We start from the raw sequence: 16,480 nt of genomic DNA on the forward strand, positions 1-16,480 counted from the left end.
GTCAGTTTTAGCCCGCGACAGGGGTGCGCCAGTCATCGGAACCAGAGGTGCCAGACACTTCGTGGGTCCAGGTGATTTTGCGGTAGGTGAACTCAACGTCTTCCAGATGCGTGAAGTGCGAGTTCGCCGGGTCCTGGCAGTTATGCATGTAGTCCTTGATATCAACGATGATCGCGTCTTCGAGCTTGGTGGTGTAGTAGTGCTCTTGAGTACCCGCTGCCGAGGTGCGATACCACTTGATGGTGATCTCAGTCAGGCGCTCGCCGGAAGTCAGTGCTGCCAGCAGCAGCGGCGAGGACTTGTCAAACACTTTGGTGATTTTGACAGGCTTGTGAACGCGCTGACCGGTCGGTTGGCCCGATTGCGGATCGCGAGGAATGATCACTTCGTGGTTGAAGCCCTGAACCATGACCTGGTCTTCATGACCTTCCTGGTAAGTGTTGCCGACCGAGTCAGCGGTGAAGGCACCGGCGGTGATCAGGCCCTGTTTGGTACCCGTGATAGACATATATGCTGGCGTAGCCATGGATGCTCTCCTTGCTGAGAATATAGGGACCCACAGGCATGTTTGCGCTGCAGGTTCCAAAACAATCATCAAGGTTTATGCCAACAATATTAAATTCCTTATTTATCAACGGCATTGATTTAAAGCCGTAGATTTGGCTAGCGCCTAACATAGAAATTATCAATAAAAGTGCGCAAGAAGTTGCGCAATGCTGCGCAACTTCTTGCGCACTTGCCTGTGAGTGTTTAAGTGCGTGCGCTGTAGAGGTTTATTCACAGGGTTATCCACATTTCAGTGTGCAACTTATGGCGCATAATGGCAGTTTGGTGCTGCGCGCTTCAGTATCCATAAATATCAATCGCGCGGGAAATTTCCACGTGTATTTCCAGACGAATCCTACACCTTTGTCTATTGCGAAGTGTAAGGTGCTCCCGCAATATTTATTCACGGGCCGTTCTCAAACCGCAAAAAAGAGAAATGTTAGGGAATAGAGGCATATTTCAAAGCTTAGGCTCGGCAAGCAAGCGCTAAAGCACTAAGGCGGTGGCGCGGATTTTAAAACTTGCTGAAGTGTGAGTTTCTGATGATTGCGTCGCGCACGCACAAAAATAGCACGCTCGCAATGAATAATTTAAACCTCATCGTTTTGCCCTGGCTCATTGCAACTCTAACGGGTGTGTCGCGGCAATCTTAATTTAAGGTCATGGATGTCGTACTCCAGTAAACTTTCTGCTCATTATCTTGAACTCGCGAAAACCTCTATTTCCAATGAGAGTTTTGCGGGCGAGGACGTTCGGTTTTCGAGCGAATATGAAGCATTGGAAAGCGAGCTGGGTAAAGCCCAATCCATGCATGAAAGCGGCCAGATCGATTGGCTGAAAATCTGCGAAAACAGCGAAACCCTGCTGCGCACCCTATCCAAGGATGTACGAGTCGGGGCTTGGCTGGCTTGGGGCCTGTACCAGCGCGAATCCTTCCAGGGGCTATTGGCTGGACTCGGATTTCTGCAACATCTATGTGAGAACCATTGGGCTGAGATTCATCCAAACAAGACCCGCACCCGCGCGGCTGCCCTCAGTTGGTTAGTGCCACGCCTTGAGCAGGTGCTAAACGAAAATATCGCGATCAAAGAGCAGTTGCCGCTGTTCCGCCGGATGGTGGAGTACCTAGAAGGTCTCGATGCCGCCTGCACCGAACATTTGGGCGACGACGCCCCGCTGTTGCTGCCAATCTCCCGCCGTTTAAAAAACATGGTCCAGCGTGCTGCTGACAACCAGCCGGAACCCGGCTTGGTCGGCGCCGCTGTGGCCCAGGTCAAGCAGGCCGCTACGCAATTGTTTGCCCCTGGCGCGCCGATCGACAACGAGAAAGAGGCCCACAAGGCCTTGCGCGTTCAGCAAGAAAACGCCCGTCCATTATGCGCCTGGTGGCTCAAGCAGAAGGCCACAGACTTGCGTGCGCTGCGCCTCAATCGCACGCTGTTGTGGCTGCCCATTGATGCGATTCCCGAGCGTAACACCGAGCAGATCACCGTGTTGCGCGGTCTACCGGAGGACAAACTGAAGACCTATCAGGATCGCTTTGATCAAGCCAAATACGCAGACCTGCTCGTGGAGCTGGAGGCGAGCTTGGCGAAGGCGCCATTCTGGTTCGATGGCCAGCGAATGGTCTGGGAATGCTTGCAAGGGCTGAACGCGGAGATGGCGATGCGCGAAGTGGAAATTCACTTCGCGTTATTTATTCAGCGCCTGCCCGGCATCATCGAGCTACGTTTCCATAACGGCACCCCGTTCGCAGATCTGGCCACTCGCGCCTGGATCAGTGCCAACGTCGCGCCGCATCTGCAAACCTCCAGTTTGCCACGCAAGGTTGAAGCAACCGACACCCAATTGGCCTGGGAGTTGGCCCTGGAGGAAGTCCTGCCGATCTTGCACAAAGACGGCCTCAAGGCTGCCGTGCAGATACTCAAGCAAGGCCTGCAAAGCGCCCACGGCGGACGAGTTCGATTTTTCTGGCAATTTGCCCTGGCCCGGCTTTGCTTCGCAGCAAAGAAATACGAACTGGCCAAGACGCAACTCGAAGCCCTCGACCAAACACTACAGGACTCAGGCCTGCACGCCTGGGAACCCGATCTCGTGCTCGAAGTGCTGCATTTGCTGCATAGCTGCTGCGAGTTATTACCGCAAAACCATGCTGTGAGAGAGCGTAAAGAAGAGACTTATCGCAGGTTGTGCCACCTCGATCTCGAAGTGGTACTCGAATAGGCCCCAGGGCCACAACCGCAAGGAGAAAAGCCATGGCCAAAGAAGGCTCGGTAGCCCCCAAAGAACGCATCAACGTCACCTTCAAACCCTCCAATGGCGGTGCTCAGGAAGAGATTGAGCTGCCGCTGAAGCTGCTGGCAATCGGTGACTACACCCACCGCAAAGACGAACGCAAAGTCGAAGATCGCAAGCCGATCAGTATCGACAAAATGACCTTCGACGAAGTACTGGCCAAGCAAGAGTTGGAGCTGACACTGAGCGTACCGAACCGTCTTCAGGAAGAAGGCGACACTGAAGAACTGGCGGTGAAAGTACGCGTCAGCTCGATGAAGGACTTCAACCCAGCCTCGCTGGTCGAGCAAGTGCCTGAGCTGAAAAAACTGATGGAATTGCGCGACGCGCTGGTGGCCCTCAAAGGCCCGCTGGGTAATGCGCCTGCGTTCCGCAAAGCTATCGAAGGCGTTCTCGCCGACGACGAATCCCGCGGTCGCGTACTGGGTGAGCTGGGGTTGAACTCCGCCGCCCAGGACGCTTGAGTCCCCATCAGCCAAGGAAACCAACACGATGAGCAAGAGTGCATTGCAGCAGAAAACTACCGGGAACGGCGAATACAGCATTCTCGACAGCATCATCGCTGAAACCCGTCTGACGCCGGACGACGAAGCCTACGACATCGCCAAACGTGGTGTGTCGGCCTTCATCGAAGAGCTGCTCAAACCGCAGAACAACGGTGAGCCGGTTAAGAAGGCCATGGTTGATCGCATGATCGCCGAGATCGATGCCAAGCTCAGCCGCCAGATGGATGAAATCCTGCATCACCCAGCGTTCCAGTCCCTGGAGTCGTCGTGGCGTGGTCTGCAGTTACTGGTTGATCGCACTAACTTCCGCGAAAACATCAAGATCGAAATTCTCAACGTCTCCAAAGAAGACCTGCTGGACGATTTCGACGATTCGCCGGAAGTGATGCAGTCTGGCCTGTACAAGCACATCTACACCGCTGAATACGGCCAGTTCGGTGGTCAGCCTGTTGGCGCAATTATCGCCAACTACTTCATGTCCCCAAGCTCGCCGGACGTGAAGCTGATGCAGTACGTGTCCAGCGTTGCCTGTATGTCTCACGCACCGTTCATTGCTGCTGCCGGCCCGAAGTTCTTTGGCCTGGAAAGCTTCACCGGTCTGCCAGACCTGAAGGATCTGAAAGATCACTTCGAAGGCCCGCAATTCGCCAAATGGCAGAGTTTCCGCCAGTCGGAAGACTCCCGCTACATCGGCTTGACGGTGCCGCGGTTCCTCCTGCGTAACCCGTACGACCCGGAAGAAAACCCGGTCAAATCGTTCGTCTACAAAGAAACTGTCGCCAACAGCCACGAACACTACCTGTGGGGCAACACCGCCTATGCGTTCGGCACCAAGCTGACCGACAGTTTCGCAAAATTCCGCTGGTGCCCGAACATTATTGGCCCGCAGAGCGGTGGTGCGGTTGAAGACCTGCCTTTGCATCACTTCGAAAGCATGGGCGAAATCGAAACCAAGATCCCTACCGAGGTTCTGGTTTCCGACCGCCGTGAATACGAACTGGCTGAGGAAGGCTTCATCTCCCTGACCATGCGCAAAGGCTCCGACAACGCCGCGTTCTTCTCCGCGAGCTCGGTGCAAAAGCCCAAGCTCTTCGGCGTCAGCGCAGAAGGCAAGGCTGCAGAGCTGAACTACAAGCTCGGCACCCAACTGCCGTACATGATGATCGTCAACCGCCTGGCCCATTACCTGAAAGTGCTGCAGCGTGAGCAACTCGGTTCGTGGAAGGAGCGTACCGACCTGGAGCTTGAACTCAACAAGTGGATCCGCCAGTACGTCGCCGACCAGGAAAACCCAAGCGCTGAAGTCCGTGGTCGTCGTCCACTTCGCTCTGCCCAGATCATCGTCAGCGATGTCGAAGGCGTGCCTGGCTGGTACCGCGTCAGCTTGAACGTGCGTCCGCACTTCAAGTACATGGGAGCCGATTTCACCTTGTCGCTGGTTGGCAAGCTGGACAAAGAGTAAACGGAGCAGCTCATGACTGGATACGGCAGCCTTTTCGAACGCCTGGGTGGTGACGCGGACAAACGCGTCGGCTGGAGCCGCGAGGTTTCCGCCATGGCGTCCGTGGCTGCCCATCTGGCCAAGATGCTCAGCACCCGTGCGGGCAGCGTACAAACGCTGTCCGATTACGGGCTACCCGATCTCAATGACATGCGTCTAAGTCTGCACGACTCCCTGAGTCAGGCCCGTCTGGCCATCGAAAATTTCATCGAAGCCTACGAGCCACGCCTGAGCAATGTGCGTGTCATCTCCCTGCCGCGTGATCACGATCAGCTTCGCCTGTCCTTCAACATCGAAGGCCTGCTGGAAGTGGATGGTTTCAAGCGTCAGGTCAGTTTCGCCGCGTGCCTAGATGGCAGCGGCCAAGTCAAGGTCAGCTAATGAGACTCGAATGCCCTGACGTCCCAAAGGCAGCAAGCAAATAATCATGACCACAGTTAAAGCGCAGGGTTACCTGGACGGTGTTGTCGTGGGTGATTTATTCAGCCGTCTGGCATTTAGGACGTTTTGTTCATGAGCTCGAATACCAGGCAGGTACCCCGTGTCCTTTAACCACTATTACCAAAGCGAACTCACTGCACTTCGTCAGTTAGGTCGTCGCTTTGCCGAGCGTAGCCCGGCGTTGGCGCCTTTCCTCGGTCAAGCCGGACGGGATCCAGACGTGGAGCGATTGCTGGAGGGTTTTGCATTCCTGACCGGGCGTCTGCGTCAGAAACTCGATGACGAGTTACCGGAGCTCAGCCATTCTCTGATGCAACTGCTGTGGCCCAACTACATGCGGCCGCTGCCATCGTTCAGTATTTTGCAGTTCGGACCGTTGAAACGTTCTGGTCCGGCATTGATGGTCGAACGCGATACACCAGTGGAAAGCGTTCCGATTGATGACGTGCGTTGCCGATTTCGCACCTGTTATCCGACTGAAGTCCTGCCGTTGGACCTAACTGCGCTGAACTACTCGGTGAAGGGCGACGGTTCGCTGATGAGCCTGCGTCTGGAAATGAGCGCCGACGGGCACCTCGGTGAGCTGGAGTTGAGCCGCTTGCGACTGCACTTTGCCGGCGAGCGCTACATCAGCCAGATGCTGTACCTGAGCCTGTTGCGTAACCTGGAAGGCATCGAGCTGATCCCGCTGGACGGCGCCGGCAACCCCATTAATGGCGTCAACGGCACGCCAATGGCGTTCAAAATGCCCGGCGACCGCGTGCAGCCGGTGGGTTTTGCTGAAGAAGAAGCGTTGATCCCTTATCCGCTGAACACCTTCCGCGGTTATCGCTACCTACAAGAGTATTTTGCCTTTCAGGACAAATTCCTGTTTGTCGATATCAGCGGCCTGGACCTACTCAAGGCTTTGCCGGCATATATCCTCAAGCAGGTGCGCGGTCTGGAGTTGCGTTTCGACATTCGCAAGAGTGGAGTCCTGCGTATGCGTCCGACCCTGGACAACGTGAAGCTTCACTGTACGCCCATCGTTAATCTGTTCACGCACGATGCACTGCCGATCCGCCTTGACGGCAAGCAAGACGAGTACCTGCTGCTACCCGCCGAGTACGACCTGGAAAACTGCGGTGTGTTCTCGGTGGAAACCGTGACTGGCTGGAAACCTGGCGGCCTCGGTTATCAGGAGTATGTTCCGTTCGAGTCCTTCGAGCACGACCCCAGTTTCGACGTACCCAACAGCCGTCCTCACTACAGCATTCGCCAGCGCTCTTCCTCGCTGCACGAGGGCCTCGACACTTACCTGAGCTTCGGTATTCGCCACACCGAAGCCCAGGAAACCCTATCGGTCGAGCTGATGTGCACCAACCAGAACCTGCCGCGCAAGCTCAAGCTTGGCGACATCAGCCAGGCCTGCGAAGAAACGCCGGAGTTCCTGAGTTTCCGCAACATTACCCCTGCCACTTCGAGCTTCGCGCCGCCGCTGAATCATGACTTCCTCTGGAAGCTGATCAGCAACATGTCGCTTAACTATCTGTCGCTGGCCGACGTCAACGCGTTGAAGGTGATTCTCGAAACCTATGACCTGCCACGCTATTACGACCAACACGCTGAAAAAGTCAGCAAACGCCTGCTCGGCGGGCTCAAGTCGATCAAACATCAACACGTCGATCGATTGCACCGAGGGTTGCCGGTTCGTGGGCTGCGCACCGAACTGACCATCGACCCGCAAGGGTATATCGGTGAGGGCGACCTGTTCGTTTTCGCTTCGGTTCTTAACGAGTTTTTCGCGCTTTACGCCAGTCTCAATTCCTACCACGAGCTGCGGGTAAAAAGCACACAGGGAGAGGTGTACCAATGGACACCACGTATGGGCCTGCAACCGCTTCTTTAAGTGCACTGACCCGAGGCATACGCGAGTACTCGCTGTTTCAGGCCGTACTGTTGGTAGTTGACCGACTACGCGAAGCACACCCTCATCTGAGCCAAGACGATTTGTACGACCAACTGGAATTTCAGGCCAATCCCAGTCTGGGGTTCCCCGGCAGTGACCTTGATCGCGTTGAGTTCTTTCACGAGCACGGGCTGATGCGCGCGCGCCTGCGATTCAATTTGATCGGACTGGTTGGTTCTGGGTCACCGCTGCCGGCGTTTTACGCAGAACAGGCCCTGGGCGACAGCGAGGATGGCAACCCAACCCGCAACTTCCTAGACCTATTTCACCATCGCCTACAACGGCTGATGCTGCCGATCTGGAAAAAATACCGCTATCGCGCCAGTTTCGAGAGTGGTGCCCTCGACCCTTTTTCCTCTCAGCTGTTTGCCCTGATCGGCCTCGGCGGTGAAGAGATCCGGCGCGCCCAAGAGCTGAATTGGAAACGCCTGCTGCCGTATCTGGGCTTGCTCAGTTTGCGTGCGCATTCGGCTGCGCTGATCGAAGCGGTGCTGCGTTACTACTTCAAACACGCCGAACTGACCATTGAACAGTGCATTGAGCGCCATGTGGAAATCCTCGACGAACAGCGTAATCGCCTAGGACGAGCCAACTCCACGCTTGGTGACGACGTGGTGTTGGGGGAGACCGTACGCGATCGCAGCGGCAAGTTCCGGATCCACATCCGTGAGCTGGACTGGCAGCGCTTTCACGAGTTTCTGCCAATCGGTTTCGGCTACCAGCCGCTGTGTGCACTGGTGCGGTTCACCCTCCGTGACCCGCTCGATTACGACATTCGCCTGATGCTGCGCCACGAAGAAATTCGCGAACTGCGTATTGGTGAGCAAAACGCTTGTCGCCTGGGATGGACCAGTTGGCTCGGCCGCGAAAAAGCGGACGGTGTGGTGACTCTGGGTAGCAAAATTCATTAAGGACAGATGACAAATGATTAACGTAGACCTACAGCAACTCATCCAGGCGCTGGATGCCGAAACCCGTCGTGACCTGGAAAGTTCCGCCGAACGCTGTGTGGCTCGTGGCGGCAGCAAGATCCTCGTCGAGGACCTGCTGCTGGGTTTGCTGGAGCGTCCGCAAGGCTTGCTTGCCCGTGCGCTGCTGGATGCTGAAGTAGACGCTGGTGAACTCAGTGCAGTGCTGCAATCACGGGTCGAGCACAGCGCTTCGCGCAACCCGGTGTTCGCCCCGGAACTGGTGCAGTGGCTGCAAGACGCCTTGCTGGTTGCCAACCTTGAACTGGGCCAGACCCAGGTCGAACAGGCTGCACTGATTCTCGCGTTGCTGCGTAACCCGATGCGCTACGCCGGCAGTCGCTACCAACTGTTGCTGGCCAAATTGAATATCGACCGCCTGAAAGAGTTCGCTTTATCCCGGAAAGAGCCGTCGGCCACCGGTAAATTGAACGTGTCGAGTGAGTTCCTGCTGCAACGCTTTACCCACAACCTGACCCAGCAGGCCCGCGACGGCAAACTCGACCCGGTGTTGTGCCGCGACGGCGCGATCCGGCAGATGGTTGACATCCTTGCTCGGCGACGCAAGAACAACCCGATTGTTGTTGGCGAAGCTGGCGTCGGTAAAACGGCCATCGTCGAAGGCCTGGCCTCGCGTATTGCTACTGGTGAAGTGCCGCAAGCGTTGAAAGGCGTCGAATTGCTGTCTCTGGACATGGGTCTGTTGCAAGCCGGCGCCAGCGTCAAAGGGGAATTCGAACGTCGCCTAAAAGGTGTGATTGATGAAGTCAAAGCGTCGCCGAGGCCAATCATCTTATTCATCGACGAAGCCCATACCTTGATAGGTGCGGGCGGCAATGCCGGTGGCTCTGACGCCGCCAACCTACTTAAGCCAGCGTTGGCCCGAGGAGAGTTACGCACCATCGCTGCGACTACCTGGGCTGAGTATAAAAAGTACTTTGAGAAAGACCCTGCCCTGGCCCGTCGATTCCAGCCAGTGCAACTGCACGAACCGACCGTCAGCGAGGCGGTGACCATTCTGCGTGGCCTTGCTCAGGTTTATGAGAAGAGCCACGGTATCTATTTACGTGATGACGCGGTGGTCGCCGCTGCCGAGTTGTCCGCTCGTTACCTGGCGGGTCGTCAACTGCCGGATAAAGCCGTCGACGTACTGGACACCGCCTGCGCTCGTGTGCGCATCAGCCTCGCAGCCGCTCCGGAAAGCCTGGAACGGCTGCGTGGTGAGCTGGCAGAGGGTGGCCGCCAACGTCAGGCCCTGCGCCGCGATGCCGAGGCCGGCTTGCTGATCGACCACGAAGCGCTGGATGCGCTGGAAGAACGTCTGGAAGAAGCTGAAACCAAAATGGTCACGCTGGAAACCCTCTGGACCGAACAGAAAACATTGGCTGAGCATCTGTTGGATCTGCGCCAAAAATTGGCCAAGGCCCGTGAAGCCGCCAACGTTGTGGTCGAAGAAGACGTTGAAGACACCTTAGGCGAAGCTCAAAGCGTCGAAACCCTGGAAGCTGCACTCAACGAAACTCACAAAGCCCTGACCGAGTTGCAAGTCAAAGAGCGACTGGTGAGCTTCGAAGTCTGCCCGCGGCTTGTGGCTGAGGTGGTCAGTGCCTGGACCGGCGTACCGCTGGCGCAACTGGCCCGTGAGCACAATGCCAAGGTTGCCAGCTTCGCTACTGACCTGCGTACCCGCATTCGTGGTCAGGAACAAGCCGTTCACGCCCTTGATCGTTCGATGCGCGCTACCGCCGCCGGCCTGAACAAGCCCGATGCGCCCGTGGGGGTGTTCCTGCTGGTTGGCCCAAGTGGCGTCGGCAAGACCGAAACGGCATTGGCCCTCGCTGATTTGTTGTACGGCGGTGATCGTTTCATCACCACCATCAACATGTCCGAATTCCAGGAGAAACATACCGTTTCGCGCCTGATCGGTGCGCCACCAGGCTACGTCGGCTATGGCGAGGGCGGCATGCTCACCGAAGCGGTGCGCCAGAAACCGTATTCCGTCGTGCTGCTCGATGAAGTCGAGAAGGCCGACCCGGACGTGCTCAACCTCTTTTACCAAATCTTTGACAAGGGCGTAGCCAACGACGGCGAAGGGCGCGAGATCGATTTTCGCAATACGCTGATTTTGATGACCTCTAACCTGGGCAGCGACCACATCAGCGAACTCTGCGAAAACGGCGCACGGCCATCGGCTGAAGTCCTCGAACAAACCATTCGCCCGGTGCTGAGCAAGCACTTCAAACCGGCACTGTTGGCGCGGATGCGTGTGGTGCCCTATTACCCGGTCGGGGGGCAGGTGCTACGCGAACTGATCGAAATCAAACTCGATCGTTTGGGCGAGCGCCTGAACCGTCGTCAACTCGACTTCACTTATTCACAGCACCTCGTCGACCACCTGGCCGAGCGCTGCACCCAAAGCGACAGCGGCGCGCGCCTGATCGACCATTTGCTGGACCTGCACGTGCTGCCGTTGGTGGCTGACCGTTTGTTGGACGCGATGGCCACTGGCGAAAGCCTCAAGCGTGTGCACGCAACGCTTGACGGCAACGCCAGCGTGATCTGCGAGTTCGCCTGAGGTGGGTGTGATGTTCAGTCAAGTGCCGCAACCGCTGGTCTATGCCGAAGCCTTACTTGCGCAGTTCGCCAGCCTGTCGCGAGCGACGGATGGAACTGCGCTGCTGGGTGACTTCGTGCGCGGTCTGGCCGAGCTCAGCGGGTGTGAATTGGCACAACTGTACCTGCTGGACGCTACCCACACCTGTCTGGAGATGAATGCGGAGTGCCTCAATGGCAACCTGCAACCCCGTGAAACGGCTAGCTTGCCAGCGGACTACAACGGCGAGCAACTGCTGCAATTTGCTCTGTGCCAGAACCGCGTAGTGTTCATTAGTGAATTGAGCGGCAGTCTGCACGAGACCAGTTTTCTGCCGAGCCAGGCGAGGCCGTGGCAGTCACTGCTGTGCGTGCCGCTGGTCAATCAGCAGAAATCTGTGGAAGGGTTATTGCTGTGTGCCAGCCATCAGCACATCGAACTGCAAGGCTTCGCCGATTCGTTTGGTCGACTTGGCTCGTTCGTGCTGGGCCATTTGCATTTGCTGCAGCGTTTACGATGGCCGAGCGGCAGCGCATCGCCGGCACCGCTCGCCGCTCCGAGCGCCAGCGGTTATGGCCTGACGGGTAAAAGCGTAGCCATGCGTCAGGTCTATTCGCTGATCAGCAAAGTTTTGCACAGCTCTTACACCGTGCTGCTGGGTGGCGAAACGGGTACTGGCAAGGAAGTGGTTGCCCGGGCGATCCACGAATGCGGACCGCGTCGCTCCCAGGCGTTTATCGTGCAGAACTGCGCGGCGCTCCCGGAAAGCTTGCTGGAAAGCGAGCTATTCGGTTACCGCAAAGGCGCCTTCACGGGTGCCGACCGTGACCGATCCGGGCTGTTCGACGCAGCCAACGGCGGCACCTTGTTGCTTGATGAGGTCGGTGACATGCCATTGTCGCTGCAAGTCAAGCTGTTGCGGGTTCTGCAAGAGGGAGAGGTTCGTCCTCTGGGCTCCAACGACACCCACAAAATTGACGTGCGCATCATTGCCGCGACACATCAGGACTTATCGGTGCTGGTCAGCCAAGGGAAGTTTCGCGAGGATTTGTACTACCGTCTCGCGCAGTTCCCTATTGAGCTACCGGCCCTGCGCCAACGCGAAGACGACATTCTCGACTTGGCACGACACTTCGCCAACAAGGCCTGTACGTTCTTGCAGCGTGATGAGGTGAGTTGGTCCAACGAAGTGCTGGATCTTTTGGGCCGTTACGCATTCCCCGGCAACGTGCGTGAACTCAAGGGTTTGGTCGAGCGTGCGGTGCTGCTCTGCGAGGGCAATGAGTTGCTGGAGGAGCACTTCTCCCTGCGTATGGACGCCATACCTGAACTCGAAAATCTGAACTTGCGCGAACGGCTGGAACGAATTGAGCGCAACTTGCTGATCGATTGCCTGCGTAAAAACGACGGTAATCAGACCCTCTCCGCTCGCGAACTCGGCCTGCCACGGCGCACATTCCTCTACCGCCTAAGGCGCCTGAACATCAATGTGGGAAATGTCGATGTGTAGGCCAAACACGCTCGATTTCAATCCGTCCTTTTTTAACAGCCTCAACCGTAAGGGCTGGTGCTTTGTGCCGTCCCTGGAGACCCTCTGATGTCTATTCGTCACTGGCAAGCCGTCCTTCTGACAGTTGTCGTTCTATGTGGCCTCGGTGGCTGCAGCGGCAATTACAAATACAACGACAACACCTATCGCCCCTTGGGTGATCCGCAGTCGGTCAATCGCGGCAAGTGACCGCAAGGAGCATCACCATGGAACTGGTTTTCGAAATGCTGAACACCAAGCAGTTCGTACCTACGCAGCTGTGCCAGAAGACCTTCAAACAGGCCGGCGGCGTGATTGGTCGGGGGGAAGATTGCGACTGGATAATTCCGGACCGCAAGCGTCACCTGTCCAACCATCACGCGTTGATCAGCTACCGCGAGGGCACGTTTTTCCTGACCGATACCAGCAGCAACGGAATCCAGAATAGTACCAGCGGCGCACGCTTGCACAAGGGCGATACGGTACGTATCGAGCACGGCAGCGTATACGTGCTGGGTGATTTCGAGATCCGTGCACGGCTAGTTCACGCCCTGGCGACTTGCGATGTGGAGGTCGGTCGTCCGCAAGCCGCTGGCAGTATCATTCCTGATGATGCGTTCCTCGACCTCGACCCGCTGAACGCACTCGATCAGCAAGAGCGTGTGTATTCGGAAATCGACGAACTCATTTCGCCAAACAACGCATCACACGACACACGTCAACGCGCCGACTACGCGCGCATCGACATGGAAAGCCTGATGGTGCCGGAGCTGATCGCCGCCCCGGCAGAGCCTGCGCCAGCCCCGCCGCCGAAAGCGGTCGAACGTCAGAGCGAAGGGTTCTGGGAGCACTTCGGCGCGGCGTTGGGCGTGGACCTCAAAGGCCTCGACCACGACGCTCGCGAAGCCCTGGCGCTGAACGCCGCACGCCTGCTCAAGCAGAGCATCGGCGGTTTGCAGCAGAGCCTACGCACCCGCAGCGAACTGAAAAACGAATTGCGCCTGGCCCAGACCACCGTGCAAGGCCCCCACAAGAATCCGCTGAAATTTGCCGTTGATGCCGGTGAAGCGCTGGGCATTCTGTTGCAGCCGAACAGGCCAGGGCAGTTACCGCCTGAACAGGCTATATCTCGTGCGTTTCGCGATTTACAGGCGCATCAGGTGGCCTTGCTGACGGCCAGCCGCGCCGCCGTTCGCAGCACCTTGGAGCACTTCTCGCCGCAACAGCTCACCCTGCGTTTCGAGCGAGACAACAAACCGTTGCTCGCCACCTCCGGCAGTCGCTGGAGGGCTTACGGTCGTTATCACCAGGCCCTGCGTCAGGACGATGACTGGAGCGAGCGCTTGTTGGCCCGTGACTTCGCCCAGGCCTACGAAGAACAGATCCGCCTGATTTCCACCCTTCACACCGACCACCAAGGATGATGCGCATGTCTCGCCGCCCGATTGTTTTTTTTAAGGCGCTGACTGCGCTGACCACCTTGGTACTGCTGGGCGGTTGCTCAACGCTATCGCCGTATTCGCACATCACCAAACTCAACCTGAAGTTGACGGCCAGCGACCAGTTGAACCCGGATCTCAACGGTCGCCCGTCGCCGATTGTCGTACGCCTGTTTGAACTCAAGCACCCGGTGGCGTTCGAGAACGCGGATTTTTTCAGCCTGTACGAGCGCGCCAAGGAATCCCTGGCTCCCGATATGGTTGCGACCGAGGAGCTTGAGTTGCGTCCGGGAGAAACCGTCGAATTCAAGCTCAATGTCGAGGAGGGTAGCCGCTATGTCGGTGTCCTCGCCGCCTACCGGGACCTGCCGGATACCAAATGGCGCTACACCCTGCAAGTCGCCCCGGAGGAAGTCACCGACGCCGACCTGACGCTCGACCAGAGCGGCATTCGCAACACCCATGAATTGCTAGTCAAGGCGGCTGACTGACCATGAACTCCCATAAAGTCATTTGGCAGGAAGGCATGTTGCTGCGTCCGCAGCACTTCCAGCACAACGATCGCTACTACGACCACCAGATGAAGACCCGCACCCAATTGCTGGGCAGCTACATCTGGGGCTTCCTCAACCTGGACATCGACTTGCAGTTCCTCAACATGGGCAAACTGGTGATTAGTCAGGCATCGGGGATTCTGCCGGACGGTAGTCTGTTCGAGTTGGGTGGTAACACCGAGCCGTTGGCCCTGGACGTGCCACCGAACACCGGCAACACGCCAATCTATCTGGCGTTGCCGCTGGTCACCGGCAACCACATCGAGTCCCGTCGCCCGGAGCAGTCCGACGTGCTGGCGCGCTATACCGCGTACGAAGCGGAAGTAGCCGACTCCAACGCTGGCGACGACTCCGCCAGCCAGGTTAGCTGCGCTCGACCGGACTTCAAGCTATTGCTCGGCGAGCAGCAGAGCGATCAGGCGTACGTGAAGCTGAAGATCTGCGAAGTACTCGATACCACGCCGGACGGCGTAATCAGCCTCGACTCGGAATTCGTACCAACCTACATCCAGGCGCACGCCTCCAGCTACTTGCTGTCGTGCCTTAAGGAAGTAATTAGCATGCTCGGCAACCGCGGGGACGCCATTGCTGACCGGATCCGTTCCAATGGCAAGGTGGGTGGCGCAGAAGTCGGCGACTTTATGATGCTTCAACTGATCAACCGTACCGAACTACTGCTGCGTCACTACCTCAGCCTGGAACAGGTGCATCCGGAAGAGTTGTACCGCACGCTGCTGACCATGCTCGGCGATCTGGCGACATTCTCCAGCGAAAGCAAACGTCCTCGTCTGGACAGTCGTTACCAGCACAGCGATCAGGGTGCAAGCTTCCGTAAATTGATGGACGCGATCCGTCAGGTGTTGTCGATGGTGCTGGAACAGCACGCCATTGAGTTGGAGTTGCAAGCACGTCAATACGGGATCATCGTCTCGCCATTGCACGACCACAAACTACTAGGTTCTGCCTCGTTTGTACTGGCGGCGAGTGCCAACTGCGACTCCGAAGAACTGCGCCATCGCTTACCGGCGCACCTCAAGGTCGGCCCGGTGGAGCGTATTCGTCAACTGGTCAACCTGCACCTGCCAGGCATCAAGGTCAAACCGTTGCCTGTGGCCCCGCGGCAGATTGCGTTCCACTCCAACAAAACCTACTTCATTCTCGAACTCAGCTCCGAAGACTTGGCGCAACTCGAACGCTCCGGCGGTTTCGCGTTCCACGTGTCCGGCGAATTCGCCGAGCTTGAACTGAAATTCTGGGCCATCAGGAACTGACCGACATGATCAAGAATACGGAATACAGCCAGGACGATAGAACCGTCCTGCTCGACCGTCAGGGCCACGGCCCGGCGTCGAGTCCGATGACGGACTTTGCTGCGCCTCCACGCTTCGAGCAGCTTGAAAAACGCATGATCTACGCTGCGCGCTTGCGCCCGGCCGAAGCGTTCAATATCAGTCTGAACTCGCTGGTGGCTGCTGCCTCAGAATTATTGTCTGAAGTAGTGCGGCTCAAGCACAGCAGCACCCGCGAAGACTTGCTTGTTCTCAACGAGCGACTGACCACCGGGCTGAAATTATTTGAAGTCAGCGCCTTGCACAATGGCGTAGAAAGCAGCCAGGTGATGGCTGCCCGTTACGTGCTCTGCACCGTGGCTGACGAAGCTGTCGTCACCACGCCGTGGGGTAACGAAAGCGAGTGGTCGCAAATGAGCCTGCTCAGCAGCTTTCACAACGAAACCTTCGGTGGTGAGAAATTTTTCCAGTTGCTTGATCGGCTGTCGAAAAATCCGGTCAAGCACCTGCCGATGCTGGAGTTGATGTACCTGTGCCTGTCTTTGGGCTTCGAGGGCAAGTACCGCGTACAGGCTCGCGGCATGCTCGAACTCGACGGCATCCGCGACGCCTTGTATCGCCAGATCCGCCAGTTGCGCGGTGATGTACCACGCGAGTTATCACCGCACTGGGAAGGCCTGAGCGATCAGCGTCGCAGCCTGGTACGTATCGTGCCGGCGTGGATGGTGGTGCTGTTCACCTTTGTTTGCCTAGTGGTGATGTATTCGGGCTTCGCCTGGGTACTGGGCGAGCAACGCGATACCGTTCTGCAGCCTTATCAGTCGTTTGATCCGGCAGCGGCCCAGCCGCAGTCGCAGCCGTAAACAGGGACG

14 protein-coding genes are annotated in these 16,480 nt (G+C 57.3%); 13 read left to right on the forward strand and 1 reads right to left on the reverse strand.

Annotation, left to right across the window (positions count from 1 at the left end; genetic code table 11):
* Positions 1-7: 7 nt before the first annotated feature.
* Positions 8-526 carry an Hcp family type VI secretion system effector gene (locus tag PspS04_RS06585; RefSeq protein ID WP_159994245.1) on the reverse strand — a complete coding sequence of 173 codons (519 nt, stop codon included), beginning with the start codon at positions 524-526 and terminating at the stop codon, positions 8-10.
* A 686-nt stretch (positions 527-1,212) separates the two neighbouring features.
* Between PspS04_RS06585 and tssA the strand changes: the two genes are divergently transcribed.
* The 13 genes from tssA to icmH all read left to right on the forward strand — a co-directional run bounded on the left by tssA (position 1,213) and on the right by icmH (position 16,471).
* Positions 1,213-2,769, forward strand: a complete 1,557-nt coding sequence (gene tssA, locus PspS04_RS06590; protein ID WP_159994247.1) for a type VI secretion system protein TssA — start codon at positions 1,213-1,215, stop codon at positions 2,767-2,769.
* A gap of 32 nt (positions 2,770-2,801) precedes the next feature.
* A complete protein-coding gene (gene tssB, locus PspS04_RS06595) occupies positions 2,802-3,305 on the forward strand; it encodes a type VI secretion system contractile sheath small subunit (protein WP_095171741.1) in 504 nt (167 codons plus the stop codon).
* Positions 3,306-3,333: 28 nt separating this feature from the next.
* Positions 3,334-4,809: a type VI secretion system contractile sheath large subunit gene (gene tssC, locus PspS04_RS06600; protein WP_159994249.1), complete on the forward strand. Its 1,476-nt coding sequence runs from the start codon at positions 3,334-3,336 to the stop codon at positions 4,807-4,809.
* Between the two features lie 12 nt (positions 4,810-4,821).
* Positions 4,822-5,229, forward strand: coding sequence for a type VI secretion system baseplate subunit TssE (gene tssE, locus PspS04_RS06605; protein WP_095171738.1), 408 nt, complete (start codon positions 4,822-4,824; stop codon positions 5,227-5,229).
* 160 nt (positions 5,230-5,389) lie between these two features.
* Positions 5,390-7,177 (forward strand): type VI secretion system baseplate subunit TssF, encoded by a 1,788-nt coding sequence (tssF, locus tag PspS04_RS06610; RefSeq protein ID WP_159994251.1) that lies wholly within the window; start codon positions 5,390-5,392, stop codon positions 7,175-7,177.
* Positions 7,141-8,148 (forward strand): type VI secretion system baseplate subunit TssG, encoded by a 1,008-nt coding sequence (tssG, locus tag PspS04_RS06615; RefSeq protein WP_095171735.1) that lies wholly within the window; start codon positions 7,141-7,143, stop codon positions 8,146-8,148. The genes tssF and tssG overlap by 37 nt, the downstream gene beginning before the upstream one ends.
* Before the next feature lie 13 nt (positions 8,149-8,161).
* Positions 8,162-10,780 (forward strand): type VI secretion system ATPase TssH, encoded by a 2,619-nt coding sequence (tssH, locus tag PspS04_RS06620; protein WP_159994253.1) that lies wholly within the window; start codon positions 8,162-8,164, stop codon positions 10,778-10,780.
* A gap of 10 nt (positions 10,781-10,790) precedes the next feature.
* Positions 10,791-12,308 carry a sigma-54 interaction domain-containing protein gene (locus PspS04_RS06625; RefSeq protein WP_159994255.1) on the forward strand — a complete coding sequence of 506 codons (1,518 nt, stop codon included), beginning with the start codon at positions 10,791-10,793 and terminating at the stop codon, positions 12,306-12,308.
* A gap of 87 nt (positions 12,309-12,395) precedes the next feature.
* A complete protein-coding gene (locus PspS04_RS06630; protein WP_159994257.1) occupies positions 12,396-12,536 on the forward strand; it encodes a type VI secretion protein in 141 nt (46 codons plus the stop codon).
* Between the two features lie 17 nt (positions 12,537-12,553).
* Positions 12,554-13,750, forward strand: coding sequence for a type VI secretion system-associated FHA domain protein TagH (gene tagH, locus PspS04_RS06635; protein ID WP_159994259.1), 1,197 nt, complete (start codon positions 12,554-12,556; stop codon positions 13,748-13,750).
* A 5-nt stretch (positions 13,751-13,755) separates the two neighbouring features.
* Positions 13,756-14,256, forward strand: coding sequence for a type VI secretion system lipoprotein TssJ (tssJ, locus tag PspS04_RS06640; protein WP_159994261.1), 501 nt, complete (start codon positions 13,756-13,758; stop codon positions 14,254-14,256).
* A gap of 2 nt (positions 14,257-14,258) precedes the next feature.
* Positions 14,259-15,590 (forward strand): type VI secretion system baseplate subunit TssK, encoded by a 1,332-nt coding sequence (gene tssK, locus PspS04_RS06645; protein WP_159994263.1) that lies wholly within the window; start codon positions 14,259-14,261, stop codon positions 15,588-15,590.
* A gap of 5 nt (positions 15,591-15,595) precedes the next feature.
* A complete protein-coding gene (icmH, locus tag PspS04_RS06650; RefSeq protein WP_095171722.1) occupies positions 15,596-16,471 on the forward strand; it encodes a type IVB secretion system protein IcmH/DotU in 876 nt (291 codons plus the stop codon).
* Positions 16,472-16,480: the final 9 nt, after the last annotated feature.

The sequence above is a fragment of the Pseudomonas sp. S04 genome (assembly GCF_009834545.1).
Taxonomy (GTDB): Bacteria; Pseudomonadota; Gammaproteobacteria; order Pseudomonadales; family Pseudomonadaceae; genus Aquipseudomonas.